Origin of the sequence: Vibrio sp. SBT000027 (assembly GCF_963894355.1) — a bacterium.
Lineage (GTDB): Bacteria > Pseudomonadota > Gammaproteobacteria > Enterobacterales > Vibrionaceae > Vibrio > Vibrio splendidus.
On record NZ_CAWQGD010000004.1, the window covers coordinates 2782661 to 2801010 of the forward strand.

Here is an 18350-nt window from a genome sequence, read left to right on the forward strand (position 1 = left end):
CATAAATATCTATTTATAGATCGTTTAAACCAAGGACGTCTGTCATGGTATAAAAGCCTGCTGGCTTATCATTTAGCCAAACAGCCGCCTTGATCGCACCATTGGCAAAGGTCATTCTGTCCGTTGCTTTATGGGTAATTTCAACGCGCTCACCAATATCAGCAAACATTGCGGTATGCTCGCCAATGATGTCACCTGCTCGGATTGTCGCAAAACCAATCTCGTCTTTTGTACGCTCACCCGTAATGCCTTCGCGTGACCATACAGCGACATCGTTTAGCTCATTGCCCATCGCACCAGCGATCGCTTCGCCCATACCAATCGCAGTACCAGAAGGTGCATCGACTTTATGACGGTGGTGAGCCTCTACGATTTCAACATCACAGTAATCGCCCATCACTTTAGCGGCCTTCTCTAACAGCTTAAAAACCAAGTTCACACCAACGCTATAGTTCGGTGCCATCACTATAGCCATCTCTTTTGAAGCCGCATCAATAACCTGCTTCTCTTCTTCAGAGAAACCAGTAGTACCAATGATCAGTTTCTTACCGTGACGTTTACAAAGTTCAATATTCGCTAATGTGCTTACAGGTGCGGTAAAGTCGACAATCACGTCAAACTCTTCAACCGCTTTCGAAAGGTCATCAACTAGAGCCACATCAAAACGACCTTCACCGCATAACTCGCCAACGTCAACACCGACCAAAGATGATTCTGGACGCTCTGAACCAGCACCAACGCTTGCTTCTGAATTATGGTGAGCGGCTTTCACCAAGTTACGACCCATACGGCCAGCTGCTCCTGCAATTGCAATTCTTACCACTGCGAATATCTCCATTGTTTTGGTTACCGTCACTGCTCATCTGTCGCAGTAACGTTCATTCGATTAATCTCTTTAAACTAACAACAATCTCAAACTCAGGCTAGCAATTACGAAAACTCTTTTATTACTCGCTCTAAAATTGGCACGTTTGCTTCGGGGAAGGCGTATTGGCTCAATGATTCAAGATCGACCCATTCACCTTGTTGCCCTTCTTTACCATAAGGCTGTTGCTCGAAATCGGTCACAAGGATGAAATCGAACTTAAGCGACTTATCACTGTAATCAAACTCAAGGTGTTCAAACAGAGACTGTTCAGTCACATTGATACCAATTTCTTCATCAAGTTCACGAGTCATTGCTTGTTCAATGGTTTCACCCACTTCAACCTTACCGCCAGGAAACTCCCAGAAGCCGCCTTTATGCTTGTCGTCTGGGCGCTTAGTGATAAATACCTGTGACTTATCTTGATTAAAGATGATGCCCGCTACAATATGGATTCTTTTCATTGATGGTGTTCCTTTCATGTCCCTATCGTCATTCCCTACAATGAGGAACGAATTAGATAGGGGATCTGCTCTTTTGTTAGTTCGAAAGATCCCCGACTCGCTCGTCCCTCACTCTCGAAGATGACGCTATCAAAACCTTATTATTCACATACAAAAAGAGCCGCCTAAGCGACTCTTTTTATCAATAAGTTTGTGTGAAGCTAAGCTGTGACGTGGTGAGTGCAAGGAGGAGACACGGAGCTTACGTTGGTAAGTGAGTACCTCCGACAATGCAATCATCCGTTACAGCAACGATTCACCAGACTTAGTCTATTTTACCGTGACACTGTTTGTACTTCTTACCACTTCCACATGGACATGGTTCGTTACGACCCACTTTACGCTCATCGCGCACTACCGTTTGTGGAGATGCTGCATCCGCTTCATCGTCAGCTAGCTGGTTTTCAGCCGTTGCATGTTGTGCTTGTGCACGACGCGCCGCTTGTTCAGCTTGAGCTTGACGTTGAGCTTCCATCTTTTCAACTTCTTCTTGTTGCTGAACGCGAACTTTAGAAAGGATAGTCACAACGTCTGTTTTCAGCACATCTAGTAGACCTTCAAACAGTTCAAACGACTCGCGCTTGTACTCTTGTTTCGGGTTCTTCTGAGCATAACCACGTAAGTGGATACCTTGACGAAGATGATCCATCGCAGCCAAGTGCTCTTTCCAAAGGCCGTCTAGCGTTTGTAGCATCACAGACTTCTCGAAGTTACGCAGTACTTGAGCACCAACCACTTCTTCTTTCTGTTTGTACGAATCTACTGCCATACCAAGAATGCGCTCACGCAATGCTTCTTCATAAAGCTTGTCGTCTTCGTCTAACCAACCTTGAATATCAAAGTCTAGATCGAAATCATTCTTGAGACGATCTTGCAGACCTGCGATATCCCACATGTCTTCAAGAGACTGAGGTGCGATGTATTCATCAATGACTGACGCCAGTACATCTTCACGGTTGTGTTCGATCATCTCACTGATGTCATCTGAGCTCATCAGCTCATCACGTAGCTCATAAACAACCTTACGTTGGTCATTGGCTACATCATCGTACTCAAGAAGTTGCTTACGGATGTCGAAGTTACGACCTTCCACTTTACGTTGTGCTTTTTCAATTGAGCGAGACAGCATCTTAGATTCAATCGCTTCGCCTTCGTCCATACCACTTTGGATAAGACCAGCCATACGATCAGACGTAAAGATACGTAGCAGAGAATCTTCCATTGATAGGTAGAAACGAGAAGAACCCGCATCACCTTGACGACCAGAACGACCACGTAGCTGGTTATCGATACGGCGAGATTCATGACGCTCAGTACCAATGATGTGCAGACCACCTGACTCAAGTACTTTATCGTGGATGATTCTCCAATCAGCTTTGATCTTCTCGATCTGCTCTTTGGTTGGGTTCTCTATCTTCTCAAGTTGTGCCTGCCAGCTACCACCTAGCACGATATCGGTACCACGACCGGCCATGTTAGTTGCGATAGTTACCGCACCAGGCATACCAGCTTGTGCAACGATCTCAGCTTCCATTTCATGAAACTTAGCATTTAGAACGTTGTGCTTAATTTTTGATTTTTTCAATGCGTTAGACAGCAGTTCAGATTTCTCGATAGAAACTGTACCAACCAGTGATGGCTGACCAGCCGCTACACGGTCTTTGATGTCTTCAATGATCGCATTGAACTTGTCTTCTTCAGTACGATAAACCACATCTGGCATATCGTTACGAACCATAGGCTTGTTGGTTGGGATAACCACCGTTTCTAGGCCGTAGATAGACTGGAATTCGAACGCTTCTGTATCAGCAGTACCTGTCATACCTGACAGTTTTTCATACAGACGGAAGAAATTCTGGAATGTGATCGATGCTAATGTTTGGTTTTCATTCTGAATATTCACACCTTCTTTAGCTTCAACAGCTTGGTGTAAACCTTCAGACCAACGACGACCTGGCATAGTACGACCAGTATGTTCATCAACGATAACCACTTCGCCTTCTTCAGTAACGATGTAGTCGACGTTTTTCTCAAACAATACGTGTGCACGAAGCGCAGCATTCACATGGTGCAATAGGCTGATATTGGTTGGAGAGTAAAGTGTATCACCCTCTTCCATCAAGCCGTTTTTGACCATTAGTTCTTCTACAAATTCTTGACCGTTTTCAGTCAGGTGAACCTGTTTTGATTTTTCGTCCATGGTGTAGTGACCTTCACCACGGTACTCTTCTGAATCTTCTTTATCTTGACGCTCTAGAGAAGGAATTAGAGTGTTAATGCGCGTATAAAGGTCAGAACTATCTTCAGCTGGGCCAGAGATAATTAACGGAGTACGAGCTTCATCAATTAAGATTGAGTCAACCTCATCGACTACAGCGAAGAAGCGCTCACGTTGAACTCGGTCTTCAGCACGGAAAGCCATGTTGTCACGAAGGTAATCAAAACCAAACTCGTTGTTTGTTCCGTATAGGATGTCAGCTTGGTACGCTTCTTTTTTCTCTGGCGGAGCCATGTTTGCCACATTCACGCCAACAGTCATGCCAAGGAATTCAAATAATGGACGGTTTGTTTCCGCATCACGCTTCGCTAGGTAATCGTTCACCGTTATTACGTGAACACCTTTGCTTGGTAGCGCGTTTAGATAAGCTGGTAGGGTTGCGGTAAGTGTCTTACCTTCACCAGTACGCATCTCTGCAATTTGGCCAGCATTTAGAACCATGCCACCAATCATTTGCACGTCAAAGTGACGCATGCCGTAAACACGCTTAGACGCTTCACGTACCGTAGCGAAAGCTTCAGGTAGAAGTTGATCTAACGATTCACCTTTATCTAAGCGCTCACGAAACTCAACCGTTTTTGCTTTTAGCTCTTCATCAGAAAGTGCTTCAAACGTTGGTTCGTAGTTATTAATTTCTTTTACAATTTTTCTAAGGCGGCGCAGTGTTCTGTCATTGCGACTGCCAATTACCTTTGTCAGCAGCTTAGTAATCATGTGCTTGGAATCTCTTCGTTCTCAGATCGTCCGCGATCTATTTTAAATGCCGTCAGTCTCTACTAGCTATGAACTAGTCTTCAGTTACTAACCAAGGATACTGAGATAAATCTAGTATCTTTGATATTGTACTTGAGAGTAGAGTTTTCAAGGCTTGAGTTAAAATTAATGCCCTTTAGTGTAAGTAATTTTCACACTAACGACCATTTAGAACACCATTTGTTTGATGTGCTTGGAACTTTTCTTTCTAATTGCTGATGGATTAAGCAGACAGCAGCCCATTAGCCAGCAATTTCCGGAGGTTAACGACACTGTATCTGGAAAATAGATACAAAAAAACCAGGCCAATGGCCTGGTTTTTGAAATCTTATATTGTTGTAAACAACAATTACGCTAGAACCATACCCGGTTCTGCGAAAGCAACTGGAGAGCCAGCTTCTTCTTCGAATGTTGCCCATTCCCAAGCTTCGGCGTCAGCAAGAACTGCACGTAAAAGTTGGTTATTTAGGCCGTGACCTGATTTGTATGCACGGAACTCACCAATAATAGCGTGTCCACACATGTAAAGGTCACCAATCGCATCCAATACTTTATGAGTTACAAACTCATTGTCGAAACGAAGACCTTCTTCATTAAGAATTCGGTATTCGTCCAGTACGATAGCATTATCAAAGCTACCGCCAAGTACTAGGTTTTGAGACTGAAGGTACTCAATATCGCGCATGAAACCGAAAGTACGAGCGCGAGAAATCTGCTTCACAAAACCTTGTGATGAGAAATCAAACAACAAACGTTGCTCATCGGATTCAATTGCAGGGTGGTTAAAGTCGATCTCAAAGTCCATACGGAAGCCGTTAAATGGAACAAACTCTGCCCACTTATCGCCATCTTCAAAACGGATAGGCTTTTTGATTCGAATAAAACGTTTCGCTGCATTCAGTGTTTCTACACCCGCTTGCTGTAGCAAGTATACGAATGGGCTTGCGCTACCATCCATAATTGGAATTTCTGGAGCATCGACTTCAACAATAATGTTGTCGATACCCATTCCAGCTAGAGCTGCGTTAAGGTGTTCCACTGTAGAGATACGTATGCCTTCGTCATTAACAAGAGCAGTACATAACATAGTGTCACGAACTGATGCTGGATCAGCTGGGAAATCTACAGGTGGATTGACATCTGTACGACGATAAACAATACCTGTATTTGCAGCTGCCGGGCGAAGAGTAAGTGTGACTTTACGACCAGAGTGGAGACCCACACCAGTTGTTTTCACAATTTCTTTCAGAGTACGTTGTCTGATCATCTGCTTGCCTCGTTATCAGTGCTACAAATCACGGTCAGTATTTACCAACCGCGAATTTTACCATTAATTCGACGATAGTCAAATTTTGGGTATTTGTTAATCAGCCTGACGTCGTAAAAATGCTGGAATATCTAAATATCCGCTCTCTTTCTCAGCTTTAGGTGCTGCACTCTGGCTAGCGCCTGTACCCGAAGAAACAGGTGACGTTGTTGGCTGTGGTTTAACTTGAGGTTTTACCTCAGTTTTTTCCTGCAATGGTTGTGCCACTTTCTCTTCCACTTTTGCTGCTGTTTGAACAGCAACTTGAGGTTGAGGCGTTGGCGCTACTTTTGCTTTACCACCAGCAACTAGAGTAATGTCTGGTTTTTTCTCTGTGCCGATACCTGTTGCAACAACAGTTACACGGATTTCATCCGTCATATCAGGGTCTAGAGAGGTACCAATAACAACCGTTGCGTTATCAGAAGCGAATGCCTTAACTGTATTACCCACAGTTTCGAATTCATCTAAACGCATATCTAGGCCTGCAGTGATGTTCACAAGAACGCCACGCGCGCCAGCTAGGTCGATGTCTTCTAGTAATGGGCTAGAAATTGCCGTTTCAGCAGCTTCTTCAGCACGGTCTTCACCTTTTGCGATACCGCTACCCATCATTGCATGACCCATTTCCGACATCACAGTGCGAACATCCGCGAAATCGACGTTAATCATACCAGGGCGAGTAATTAGCTCAGCGATACCTTGTACAGCGTTTTTAAGTACATCATTTGCACTTGCGAAAGCTTCTAGCAGTGTTACGCCACGGCCAAGTACTTTAAGTAGCTTTTCATTTGGAATCGTAATTAAAGAATCCACATGTTTAGAAAGCTCTTCGATACCTTGCTCAGCAAACGCTAAACGCTTTTTGCCTTCAAAGCTAAATGGCTTAGTTACAACAGCAACCGTTAGCACACCCAGCTCTTTCGCAACTTCAGCAATAACTGGAGCAGCACCTGTACCTGTACCACCGCCCATACCAGCTGCGATAAATACCATATCGGCGCCAGTTAGAACTTCTTTAATTCTTTCTCGATCTTCGAGAGCTGCATCACGGCCTACTTGTGGATTTGCACCAGCGCCCAAACCTTTAGTGATATCACCACCAATTTGGATCACGCTGCTCACGCTCGTTTTACGAAGGGCTTGTGCATCAGTATTAACACTGATGAACTCTACGCCTTCGATCGATTCACGTACCATGTGCTCAACAGCATTACCGCCACCGCCACCAACTCCAACGACTTTAATTACTGCATCGTCAGACATTTCCATCATCGGTTCAAACATGTGTTATCTCCGTTTTTTCCTGCAACTCAGGTTAAAACTCTTTTTGTATCCAATTACGCAATTTACCAAACAAGCCTGACATAGAAGGTGCTGAACGCTTAGGTTCGCTGTAATCACCCTCATCACTTATCTGACAATCTCTTGCGTAATGAAGTAAACCAACCGCCGTAGAATGATACGGCTCTTTAACATAGTCAGTTAAGCCACTAACTTCTAACGGCTTACCAACTCGAACTTGATTGCGGAAAACACGTTCCGCACACTCTACCAATCCGTCAATTTGTGCCGCTCCACCAGTGAGAACGACGCCAGCTGCAAGGTGGTGTTTAATACCTTCATCTCGTAGCTGTAATTGAACCGTATCAATAGTTTGGTTAACGAGACCCATAAGTTCAGTGTAACGTGGTTCAATCACTTCCGACAAAGTTTGTCTTTGCAAACTTCTCGATGGACGGCCACCTACACTAGGGACGTTAACAGAATCATCCTTGCTTACGAGTTCACTCAGAGCGCAACCGTGGTTTACTTTTATCTCTTCAGCATCGCTCACTGGCGTGCCGAAAGCGAAGGCAATATCACTGGTTACTGCATTTCCTGCGTAGGAAAAGACTTCTGTGTGTCGTAATGCGCCGCCAGTCCAAATGGAAATATCCATCGTACCAGCACCAATATCAACAACACATACTCCAAGCTCTCTCTCGTCGTCAGTAATTACCGCATTGCTTGAGGCAAGTCCTGAAAACACGATTTGTTCTACAGTGAGACCACATCGTTCAACAGCTTTAATAATGTTTCTCGCCATGTCGCTATGGCAAGAAATTAGATGAACACTGACTTCCATTCGAACACCAGATAAACCAAGTGGATTCTTGATCCCCTCTTGATAATCGATGGTAAATTCTTGTGGAATCACGTGCAGAATTCTCTGCTCATCACCTATTTTAATTGATTTCGCGGTATGGATCGCTCGATCCATATCATCTTGAGACACCTCTTCATCAGAAATAGTGCCCATGCCTTTTTCAATTCGGCTTGCGATATGTTTGCCCGATAGCGAGATAAACACATTGCTGATTTGGCATTCCGCCATCAACTCTGCTTGATCAATGGCTCGCTGAACTGACTTCACTACCGACTCTAGGTCGTTTACACCACCTTTATCCATACCTCTGGATGGGCTTTGCCCTGAACCAATGATATTGATTTGACCATCAGGCAATATTTCACCAACTAGAGCTGATATGGTCGCAGTGCCTATATCAAGACCAACGATTATGTTGTCATCTGCGGTCTTAGTCATCTGTGCTCTCTTCTAACTCTTGCTCTGGAAACCAGCCTACAGCGGCTCCCGTATCATACCTGAGGTCGATGTAGCTCACTTGATTCGCTTTACTACCAAGTTCGTTGTAAAGCGAAATGAAGCGTTCAACACGCTCATCTAAAGAATCTTTACCTAGTTCTAAACGGATACCGTTATCTAGGATTATTTGCCAAGCGCGGCGCTCATTGAGAACGAGCGAGGTAACGGTTAACCCTAGATTGTTAATCAAAGGGGTTATTTGTCGCCACTTTTCTATCACTTTTTGGCTGGTGCCGTCTGGGCCGTAAAGCTTGACTCTATCGCCCTTCAAAAGACCGATATCACCATTAAACACCTGACCATTATCATTCAACAGCATGTTACCGTTCCAGATTGCTGCTGCATGATACTCAGTCAAAAATACTTTTATTGTGTCTGGCCACTGCTTACGAATGGACACCACTGAAACCCAAGGTAACGCTTCTAAACTGTCTTGCAACACACCGATGTCTTGCGACATGAACGTTCCAATATGCTCTAGCTCGCCAAAGGCATGTTGAACATCACCAGCAGTTACGTAAGTTAAGTCGCCTTGAAGTACTATTTTGGAGAGAGGCAATCGCTGATCGTCCCACATCCAAGTCAGTGTGGTATAGAAAAGAAATCCAATGAATAGCAGTACCATGACAAAAAAAGACCCGCCTACAGCGTGTTTCTTTAGCGATGGTAAACTGAATAGGTGGCGGTTTTCGCTAAAAGTACTTTCTACCAAAGCCCGCATTCCCTGTCGTTGGTTCGCAATTCTATTCCCTATCTTCGTAATAGAGGTAAAAGCACTTACTTTAACCTATGAATTATACTGAGCAAAATCAAACTATCAAACGTTGATAATAAGATTTTTGGTCAATTTTAGGTCAATCGCAAGAAGTGAGCGATCAACCACAGTCTGTATACAGTATTCTGTTACGCGTTTTGCATCTTATTAATGTCTAATTGTAGCGATTCAAGTTGCTTCGCTACACGACCAACATCACCAGCACCCTGTGTTAAAACAAGGTCTCCGCCTTGAATAACGTTGGCTAAAACCGACGGCAGCGTGTTGATATCAGCAACAAAGATGGGATCAATCTTACCACGCCCACGAATAGTTCGACTTAACGAGCGTCCGTCAGCCCCTGCAATAGGTTTCTCACCTGCAGAATAAACATCTAACAGAATAAGCACATCAACCTGCTCAAGAACGTTCGCGAAGTCATCATACAGATCGCGAGTGCGGCTATAACGGTGCGGTTGGAAGATCATCACAAGACGTTTATCAGTCCAACCACTTCGCGCAGCTTGAATGGTGACATCAACTTCGGTTGGGTGATGGCCGTAATCATCGACCAGCATTGCAACACCCTTACCCGTTTCATATTCACCAAGGTGATCGAAACGACGACCAGTGCCTTCCGTTCCAGCCATCGCTTTTAGAATCGCTTCATCGCTGATGTCATCTTCCGTCGCAACCGCAATCGCCGCTGATGCGTTCAGTGCGTTATGGCGACCGGGAATGTTCAACGTAATATCGAGATTGGCTTTACCTTTGCGAACAACCGTAAACTTGCCTTGCTGACCTTGTTGTACATAGTTTTCAATGCGGATATCAGCGTCTTCTGAGAAGCCGTAGGTAATCACTTGACGGCTAACCTGAGGAATAAGCTCACGTACTACCGGATCATCAACACACATCACAGCCTGACCGTAGAATGGCAGATTGTGTAAGAAATCAATAAACGTCTGCTTTAGCGTTTCAAAATCGCCGCCGTAGGTATCCATATGATCCGCTTCAATGTTAGTCACAATACTAACCATTGGTTGCAGGTGTAAGAATGACGCGTCACTTTCATCGGCTTCAGCGATAAGAATACGACTCGAACCTAGGCGAGCATTGGTACCAACACTTTTTACCAAACCACCGTTTACGAAAGTTGGATCTAAACCCGCTTCCGAATATATTTGTGTCACTAGCGCGGTCGTAGTGGTTTTACCGTGCGTACCTGCCACAGCAATGCCATGACGAAAACGCATCAGCTCAGCCAGCATTTCTGCACGACGAACGATAGGTGTACGCGCTTCACGAGCAGCAATAATCTCTGGGTTTTCTTCGTTGATAGCGGTTGAAACCACCACCACACTTGCATCAGCAACGTTACTTGCTTGGTGGCCGATGTAAACGGTAGCACCCTTGCTAACTAAACGATCGGTCACTGGGTTTTGAGCAATATCAGAACCCGTGATCTGGTAGCCTTCATTAAGCAAGACTTCAGCAATCCCGCTCATTCCTGCGCCACCAATACCGATGAAGTGGATAGATTTAACACGGCGCATCTCTGGCACCATTGCACGGATTTGCGCTAAGTCTTGGGTATGTTCAATCGTCATCAATTCAATCTCATTATTTTGCTAAAGCTTTAATCGCTTCAGCGACGGTCACATCAGCATCAAGCTTGGCTGCTTGACGAGCTTTTGTTGCCATCATTTTTAATTCATTTCTATCAAGCTGAGCAATCGTGTTCGCTAGCTTATCAGCCGTCAATTGAGGCTGTTCAATCATTAACGCTGCGCCACATTCAACTAGGTGATCGGCATTCAACGCTTGCTGTCTGTCTTTATGCATAAACGGAACGAAGATAGAACCCACACCGGCTGCAGACACTTCTGATACGGTTAATGCACCTGAGCGACACACTAATAGATCTGCCCACTCATAAGCTTGCGCCACATCATCAATAAATTCAGTCACTTGAACATTATCAACAGAATGTGATTTGTATTGTTCAATCACTTGCTGTTGATTGTTTTTACCAGCTTGGTGCATCACAGTAAAACCAGCGCCTAACTGAGCCAATGTTACAGGCAGAGTATCGTTAAGAATTTTAGCACCTTGGCTGCCACCCATAACTAGGATTCGAATATCGCCGTCACGCTCTGCCATGCGTTGCTCGGGTTCTGCTAAGGCAACAACATCTTCACGCACAGGGTTACCAACAACGTCAGCCGTTGGAAAAGCACCAGGGAAAGCTTGGAATACTTTTTTAGCAATTTTAGATAGCCATTGGTTGGTTAAACCTGCAACTGCATTTTGTTCATGCAAAACTACAGGAATACCGGATAACCATGCCGCGATGCCACCGGGGCCACTCACGTAACCACCCATTCCAAGCACCACATCTGGTTGCCATGCTTTGATGTGCTGTCTTGCTTGAAGTATGGCATTAATAATCTGGAATGGCGCTTTAATTAGCTTGCTAATGCCTTGACCACGCAGGCCTTTCACCTTGATGAAGTCGATCTCAATACCATGCTTTGGCACTAAATCCGCTTCCATTCTGTCTGCGGTTCCTAACCAGCGAATTTCCCAACCTTGTTGCTGAAGCTTTTTCGCCACCGCTAACCCTGGGAAAACGTGACCGCCAGTTCCACCAGCCATCACTAAAAGTTTTTTGTTTTGTTTCATCACGTTAGATTCTTATTCTACTAATTCGTTTTGATTGTCGGCTTGTTCTTTTTGTTGTATTCGGCATTCGTGATCGATACGCAGCAGCATAGAAACCGCTACTGACATGACGATAAGGCTTGAACCACCGTAACTGATAAGCGGCAGGGTTAGACCTTTGGTCGGAACAATACCCGATGCAGCACCTACGTTAACAAGCGTCTGAAAAGCAAACCAAATACCAATACCAAAGGCAAGATAACCACTGAATAACTGGTCGTTCTCGAAGGCTTTTTTGCCAATTAAAATGGCTTTAAGCACCAAACTAAAAATAAGGATCAGCACTAAGGTCACGCCAACAAAACCCAACTCTTCAGCCAATACCGCAAACACAAAATCGGTATGTGCTTCTGGTAAATATTCTAACTTCTGAACCGAGTTTCCAAGGCCTTGCCCCATCCAATCACCACGACCAAATGCCATTAGCGATTGAGTTAACTGGTAGCCACTGCCAAACGGGTCATTCCACGGTTCCCAAAATGAGGTAACACGTCGAACACGATAAGGTTCTATCACAATCAAACCAACGACCGCAGCAATACCCGCCACCATCAAAGCAATAAACTGTGAAAGCTTGGCTCCTGCGATAAATAACATTCCGAACAAGGTCACCAGCATTACAACTACCGTACCTAAATCGGGCTGGCCAAGTAGTAACACAGCAAAAGCACCGAATACCATGATCGGTTTACCAAAGCCACCGAAGAAGGTTTTTCTCACTTCATCTTGTTTACGAACTAAATAACCCGCCATAAAGATAAACAGCGACAACTTAGCGACTTCAGCGGGTTGTAAGTTAAATAATCCAAGAGGGATCCAGCGCGATGCACCGTTAACCGACTTACCGACAGCCAATACCACGACCAGCAAAAAGAAGGATAAACCCAATAAGTACATACTGTATTGAAACCAACGTTTCATTGGAATTTGCAATATGACGCTGGATACGATTAACGCCAACACAAGGAAAATGGCATGGCGGAACATAAAGTGAAACGGCTGATCAGTTAAACGTGCACTGATTGGGAACGAAGCAGACGTTACCATCACCAATCCGGTCAGCATCAGTCCAAGAGCAATCCATACCAACTGACGATCGTAGAGCGCCTCTGGTGTGGCACGGTTTAGCCATTGCCAAATGGATTGATTAATCTCTTTCACTCTTTGCACTGAATGTTAGTCCTTCAACACGTTAGGCATACTCATGGGCAAGGTCAGTGAACGCATCACCTCTCGCCATGAAGTTATTAAATTGATCGAAGCTCGCACACGCTGGAGACAACATCACCATATCACCGGCAACTAACTGCTTCGAGACACTCTCGATAATGTCACGCATGGTATCAAACGTCTTAGCCGATGGATGCAATGGCATAAATTGCGCGGCATCTTCACCGAAGCAACACAGTTGAACACGCTCTAGCTGTGACAACACAGGTTCAAGCTCACTAAAATCAGCGCCCTTACCTACACCACCAACCAGAAGATACAAGGTGCCTTGATATTCTAAGCCCGACAGAGCCGCTAATGTACTGGCTACGTTGGTTGCTTTCGAGTCGTTAACCCACTTAATAGAACGCTTATCAGCCACCACTTGGCAACGATGCGTTAAACCATTGTAGGCCTTCAGAGCTTCAAGGCTTTTGCTGTAATCAATACCGACTTGTTTAAGCAGTGCTAGCGAGACTAGCGCATTTGCCACATTGTGACGTCCAACCAATGTTAAATCTTGAGTAGCAAGTACTGACTTACCATTATCCACTAGCCATTCGGTGCCATCGACCATTGATACACCAAACTCTTGGTCATCAAGTCCAAAGGTCACCAATGACATCGTATGGTCAGGATAAGTCTCTTTGTCTTCGCGGTTTACAATCGCGTACTGAGCGTTGTTAAAAATTCTTAATTTGGCGTCACGGTAATCGGCCATGCCTTGATAGCGATCCATATGATCTTCTGACAAGTTCAAAAAGGCCGCCGCTGCAAGGTTGAGACTGGATGTTGTCTCTAGCTGAAAGCTTGAAAGCTCAAGGACATATAAATCAGCATCAAGCTCAAGAAGGTCTAAGGCAGGAATACCGATGTTGCCACCAACACCAACGTTAAGACCAGCAGCCTTTGCAAGTACACCCGTTAGATCGGTCACTGTGCTCTTGCCATTGGAACCTGTGATAGCCACAACAGGTTTGTCTACCGCCCAGCCAAACAGTTCAATATCGCCAACAACCGGAGTTCCCGCTTGAATAACATCTTGTATTTCAGGCGTCGCTAAGGCGATACCTGGGTTAGCAATCACCAAATCAGCTTCCGCTAACCATTGGCTATTCCAACTTCCAGAATGCAGTTCTACCGATTCAGGTAAAGATTCCTTTCCTGGTGGTAGCTCTCGAGTATCAATCACCTTCACATGAGTATGAGGCTGATATTTTACGAGATGTTTAACGACAGAGAGCCCGGTAATACCGAGCCCCACAACCACTACATTTTGAATATTTTGCCAACGTTCCATTTAAACAAGATGCTCTTAATAGTTTTAAAGAGCCTCTGATCAGAGGCTCACATAAGATTAACGAACTTTCAGTGTCGCTAGGCCAACCAGTACTAATACCATTGAGATGATCCAAAAGCGCACGATTACGCGCGGCTCTGGCCAACCTTTCAGTTCATAGTGGTGGTGAATCGGAGCCATGCGGAAAATACGCTGACCACGCAATTTGTAAGAGCCCACCTGCAGAATAACTGACAAGGTCTCCATTACAAACACACCGCCCATGATAACCAGTACCAACTCTTGGCGAACTAACACCGCGATCACACCCAGTGCACCACCAAGCGCTAGTGAGCCAACATCGCCCATGAATACTTGCGCTGGGTAAGTGTTGAACCATAGGAAGCCAAGTCCGGCACCGACGATAGCAGTACATACCACAACCAGTTCAGAGGTGTATGGAATGTATGGAATGTGTAGATATGCTGCAAAGTTAACGTTACCTGTTGCCCAAGCAATCACAGCAAAACCAGCAGCAACCATAACCGTTGGCATAATGGCCAAGCCGTCTAGGCCGTCTGTTAGGTTCACCGCGTTACTTGTACCCACAATAACAAAATAAGTCAGTACGATGTACAATAAACCCAATTGTGGCATCACATCTTTAAAGAAAGGAACCACCAATTGAGTTGCTGCAGTATCGTGCCCGTGAGCATACAGAGCAAATGCCACAACCAATGCAATAGCCGATTGCCAGAAGTACTTCCAGCGAGCAATCAAGCCATCGGTGTTCTTACGAACCACTTTACGGTAGTCATCAACAAAACCGACCGCGCCATAACCAGCAAGTACAACTAATACAGCCCAAACATAAGGATTGGAAAGATCAGCCCACATCAATACCGTAATAATGATCGCAGCTAGGATCATCACGCCACCCATGGTTGGTGTACCACGTTTGCTAAAGTGAGATTCAGGGCCGTCATTACGAACAACTTGGCCAATTTGTAGCATTTGCAGACGCTCAATTAAACGAGGTCCCATCCACAGCGACAGACATAAAGCCGTCAAAATACTCGCGATTGCACGAAACGATAGGTATTCGAACAAACGGAAAAAAGAAAGGTGTGGCTGTAGTAGCTCTGCAAGCCAAATTATCATGAAAAGTTCTCCTTTAAAGCAGCGGCTATTTTACTCATTCCTGCACTATTCGCGCCTTTTACCAACAAGGTATGTGACGCGTTTTCTGGCAAGCGTAAGTGCTGCTCTATGTGCGCGATCATCGCTTGATGCGTTGCAAAGTGGGTACCGTTACAGACCTCACTAATCACCTTGGTATCATCACCGTAAGTGAGTACATGCTCAAAAGCGAATGGGGCAGCATATTCACCGACTTGACGGTGAAGTGCAAGACTTTCGTCGCCTAATTCAGCCATATTGCCTAAAATCAACCAACGTTGACCTTTGAAGCTCGACAGCAGTTTGGCTGCCGCCTTCATCGCGGGTACGCTGGCGTTATAACTGTCATCTATCAGCTTGATATTCTGACTTAATTGTTGAACCTCAACTCGTCCTTTAACCGAGATAAGATTCGCTAAACCACTTTTTATTTCATCAAGCGTTGCGCCAAATTGAATGCTCAACGCTGCAGCCGCCAACGCGTTCGCCACGTTATGCTGACCAATAATACCAAGTTCAACAGCCGTAGCACCTTGTGGTGTTTGCATATCAAAGCAAGCTTCGCCTTGGTCGTTGATTTCGATATTTTCAGCAAAATAATCGGCTTCACGACTACCTTCAGAAAATGTCAGAACCGTTTTATCCGCAAGTACTTCATTCCAAAAATCACCACCGTTGCTCTCTAAATTAACAATAGCAGTATCACCAGCAGCAAGCCCCTGAAAAATTTCACCTTTCGCTTGTTTCACACCATCAATAGAACCAAAGCCTTCTAAATGAGCCGCGGCTACATTATTAACTAAGGCAACTTGTGGCTTCACTAGCTGAGTGGTATAGGCAATTTCACCAATATGGTTAGCGCCTAATTCGATCACAGCATAGTCATCATTGGGTTCACTGCGTAACAAGGTCAAAGGCACACCAATATCATTATTGAAGTTACCCGCCGTAAACAGCACCTTGCCACGTTGCTGTAAAATGCTCGCCACCATCTCTTTAACGGTCGTTTTGCCACAGCTGCCTGTAATCGCCATCGTTGGCACGTCACATTGTTTGTGAATCCAAGCACTTAGTTCACCTAAAGCAAGTTTAGTGTCTTCGACAACAACTTGAGTAATATTTAGGTCAAGTTTTCGTTCGACTAACAACGCGCTCGCGTTTGCTTCAACGGCTTGATGGCAAAAGTCATGCGCGTCGAAACGCTCTCCAACGATAGCGACAAACAAGGCGCCTTCTTCAACGGTACGAGTATCCGTTGAAACTGCATTGATTACGTTATTGTTCGAGTTGCCCGCTTCAATCAGCTCACCACTGACCACGGAGCAGATTTGCTCAAGTGATACATCAATCATTATGAAATACCTAAAAGTTGAAGCGCAGACTCTCGGTCTGAGTAATGTACCGTTTTGTCTTTCAATACTTGGTAATCCTCATGGCCTTTACCAGCCAGAAGAATAATGTCATCGCTGCCTGCCTGCTCAAGCGCAAACTTAACGGCTTGATAGCGATCGTGTTCGACAAACGCAGCTTCAGGTTTACTTAAGCCAGCCAGCATGTCTTTGACAATCAGTGCCGGTTCTTCGCTGCGAGGGTTATCATCTGAAATAATGATTTTATCGGCGAACTGCTCTGCGGTCGCAGCCATCATTGGGCGCTTACCAGTGTCGCGATCTCCACCACAACCAAAGATTGCCCACAGTTTTCCTGAGCAATGCACGCGCAGTGCTGCCAATGCTTTCTCTAGCGCATCGGGTGTATGAGCGTAATCGACAACCACCTTGGCTTTGCTAGGAACTTGGAAAAGCTCCATACGGCCAATCACAGGTTGAAGCTGAGGCGCAGTGTCGACCAAGATTTGCTTGTCGATACCCAACGCAAGCAAAGTCGCAAAAGCAACCAGTACGTTTGATGCGTTGAACTGACCAATCAGTGGAACAGAAAGCTTCCCTTGCCCCCAGCTACCATCGAAAGAGAGCTTGATACCGGTTTCTGCATAAGCGACATCAGATGCCCACACCGACTGTTGATAGCCCGTTAGCGGTAACAGTGACACTGCAATAGCATTGGATAAGTCCGGCATCCAAGCTTTACCCACTTCGTCATCCACATTGATCACTGCGTGCTTGCATTTGTGTTGAGTAAACAGGCTCTTCTTAGCCAATGCGTACTCTTCCATCGTGCCGTGGTAATCAAGATGATCACGACTCAAGTTAGTAAATACACCTACCTCAAAGTCCAAAGCCTTTACTCGACCTTGCACCAAACCGTGAGAAGAGATTTCCATTGCCGTGTAGATAGCTTTTTCTGCAGCTAACTCACTCAGTGTGCGCTGTATTTCGATGGCACTGCCTGTGGTGTTCGCTGCGGTTTTTAGATTGTCTAAGAAACCATTACCCGTGGTGCCCATTACCGCTGAGCGTTGACCGACGAGATCAAGCCATTGAGCAATCAATTGGGTGATGGTGGTTTTGCCATTGGTGCCGGTAACACCAATCAACTTAGTCGCTTGAGACGAGTAAACACGACCAGCTAACTCAGATAGCACCAAGTTAAGGTTGTTAATGTAAATAACAGGGACAGTATCCAACCATTCAATCAGACCATGAGGCTTTTCAGCATCGGCCTGTGCAATAACAGCATGAGCTCCCAGTGCGACCGCTTTGTCGATAAAACGACGGCCATCAACAGCATGTCCGACTACGGCAACAAAAATATCACCTTCCTTGATGGCTCGGCTATCTAGCTCCAATTGCTCAACAGCAATCGACTCCAGTTCAGGTGAACTAAAGTCTCCCCAAGGAGAAAGTAAAGATGACAGCGTGAGGCTATTACTCATATTGAATCCTGATTAAC

General features: G+C 45.2%; 14 protein-coding genes. All 14 read right to left on the bottom strand.

Going from position 1 to position 18350, the window contains the following annotated elements; all coding sequences use genetic code 11:
* Nucleotides 1-13: 13 nt before the first annotated feature.
* Nucleotides 14-838 carry a 4-hydroxy-tetrahydrodipicolinate reductase gene (gene dapB / locus AACU28_RS22245; RefSeq protein WP_017106812.1) on the bottom strand — a complete coding sequence of 275 codons (825 nt, stop codon included), beginning with the start codon at nucleotides 836-838 and terminating at the stop codon, nucleotides 14-16.
* 92 nt (nucleotides 839-930) lie between these two features.
* A complete protein-coding gene (mutT, locus tag AACU28_RS22250; protein WP_076670693.1) occupies nucleotides 931-1329 on the bottom strand; it encodes an 8-oxo-dGTP diphosphatase MutT in 399 nt (132 codons plus the stop codon).
* Nucleotides 1330-1633: 304 nt separating this feature from the next.
* Nucleotides 1634-4360: a preprotein translocase subunit SecA gene (gene secA, locus AACU28_RS22255; protein ID WP_121603604.1), complete on the bottom strand. Its 2727-nt coding sequence runs from the start codon at nucleotides 4358-4360 to the stop codon at nucleotides 1634-1636.
* A 388-nt stretch (nucleotides 4361-4748) separates the two neighbouring features.
* Nucleotides 4749-5666 carry a UDP-3-O-acyl-N-acetylglucosamine deacetylase gene (lpxC, locus tag AACU28_RS22260; RefSeq protein WP_017080243.1) on the bottom strand — a complete coding sequence of 306 codons (918 nt, stop codon included), beginning with the start codon at nucleotides 5664-5666 and terminating at the stop codon, nucleotides 4749-4751.
* A gap of 96 nt (nucleotides 5667-5762) precedes the next feature.
* On the bottom strand, nucleotides 5763-6992 hold the full coding sequence (ftsZ, locus tag AACU28_RS22265) for a cell division protein FtsZ (RefSeq protein ID WP_017084771.1): 1230 nt from the start codon (nucleotides 6990-6992) through the stop codon (nucleotides 5763-5765).
* A 31-nt stretch (nucleotides 6993-7023) separates the two neighbouring features.
* Complete coding sequence (gene ftsA, locus AACU28_RS22270) at nucleotides 7024-8292, bottom strand: cell division protein FtsA (RefSeq protein WP_004729844.1); 1269 nt, start codon at nucleotides 8290-8292, stop codon at nucleotides 7024-7026.
* Entirely contained in the window at nucleotides 8285-8977 is a 693-nt protein-coding gene (locus AACU28_RS22275; RefSeq protein ID WP_004729846.1) for a cell division protein FtsQ/DivIB, read from the bottom strand. The genes ftsA and AACU28_RS22275 overlap by 8 nt, the downstream gene beginning before the upstream one ends.
* Nucleotides 8978-9255: 278 nt before the next feature.
* Nucleotides 9256-10716: a UDP-N-acetylmuramate--L-alanine ligase gene (murC, locus tag AACU28_RS22280; RefSeq protein ID WP_017084769.1), complete on the bottom strand. Its 1461-nt coding sequence runs from the start codon at nucleotides 10714-10716 to the stop codon at nucleotides 9256-9258.
* A 13-nt stretch (nucleotides 10717-10729) separates the two neighbouring features.
* Nucleotides 10730-11791: an undecaprenyldiphospho-muramoylpentapeptide beta-N-acetylglucosaminyltransferase gene (murG, locus tag AACU28_RS22285; protein WP_017077683.1), complete on the bottom strand. Its 1062-nt coding sequence runs from the start codon at nucleotides 11789-11791 to the stop codon at nucleotides 10730-10732.
* Between the two features lie 12 nt (nucleotides 11792-11803).
* The gene (gene ftsW / locus AACU28_RS22290) at nucleotides 11804-13000 is read right to left on the bottom strand and encodes a cell division protein FtsW (protein WP_004735989.1); all 1197 of its coding nucleotides are present in this window, start codon (nucleotides 12998-13000) and stop codon (nucleotides 11804-11806) included.
* 22 nt (nucleotides 13001-13022) lie between these two features.
* Nucleotides 13023-14339: a UDP-N-acetylmuramoyl-L-alanine--D-glutamate ligase gene (murD, locus tag AACU28_RS22295; RefSeq protein ID WP_121603605.1), complete on the bottom strand. Its 1317-nt coding sequence runs from the start codon at nucleotides 14337-14339 to the stop codon at nucleotides 13023-13025.
* 57 nt (nucleotides 14340-14396) lie between these two features.
* Nucleotides 14397-15479: a phospho-N-acetylmuramoyl-pentapeptide-transferase gene (mraY, locus tag AACU28_RS22300; protein WP_004735991.1), complete on the bottom strand. Its 1083-nt coding sequence runs from the start codon at nucleotides 15477-15479 to the stop codon at nucleotides 14397-14399.
* Nucleotides 15476-16849: a UDP-N-acetylmuramoyl-tripeptide--D-alanyl-D-alanine ligase gene (locus AACU28_RS22305; RefSeq protein WP_017087505.1), complete on the bottom strand. Its 1374-nt coding sequence runs from the start codon at nucleotides 16847-16849 to the stop codon at nucleotides 15476-15478. The genes mraY and AACU28_RS22305 overlap by 4 nt, the downstream gene beginning before the upstream one ends.
* Nucleotides 16849-18333, bottom strand: a complete 1485-nt coding sequence (murE, locus tag AACU28_RS22310; RefSeq protein WP_102538597.1) for a UDP-N-acetylmuramoyl-L-alanyl-D-glutamate--2,6-diaminopimelate ligase — start codon at nucleotides 18331-18333, stop codon at nucleotides 16849-16851. The genes AACU28_RS22305 and murE overlap by 1 nt, the downstream gene beginning before the upstream one ends.
* Nucleotides 18334-18350 lie beyond the last annotated feature (17 nt).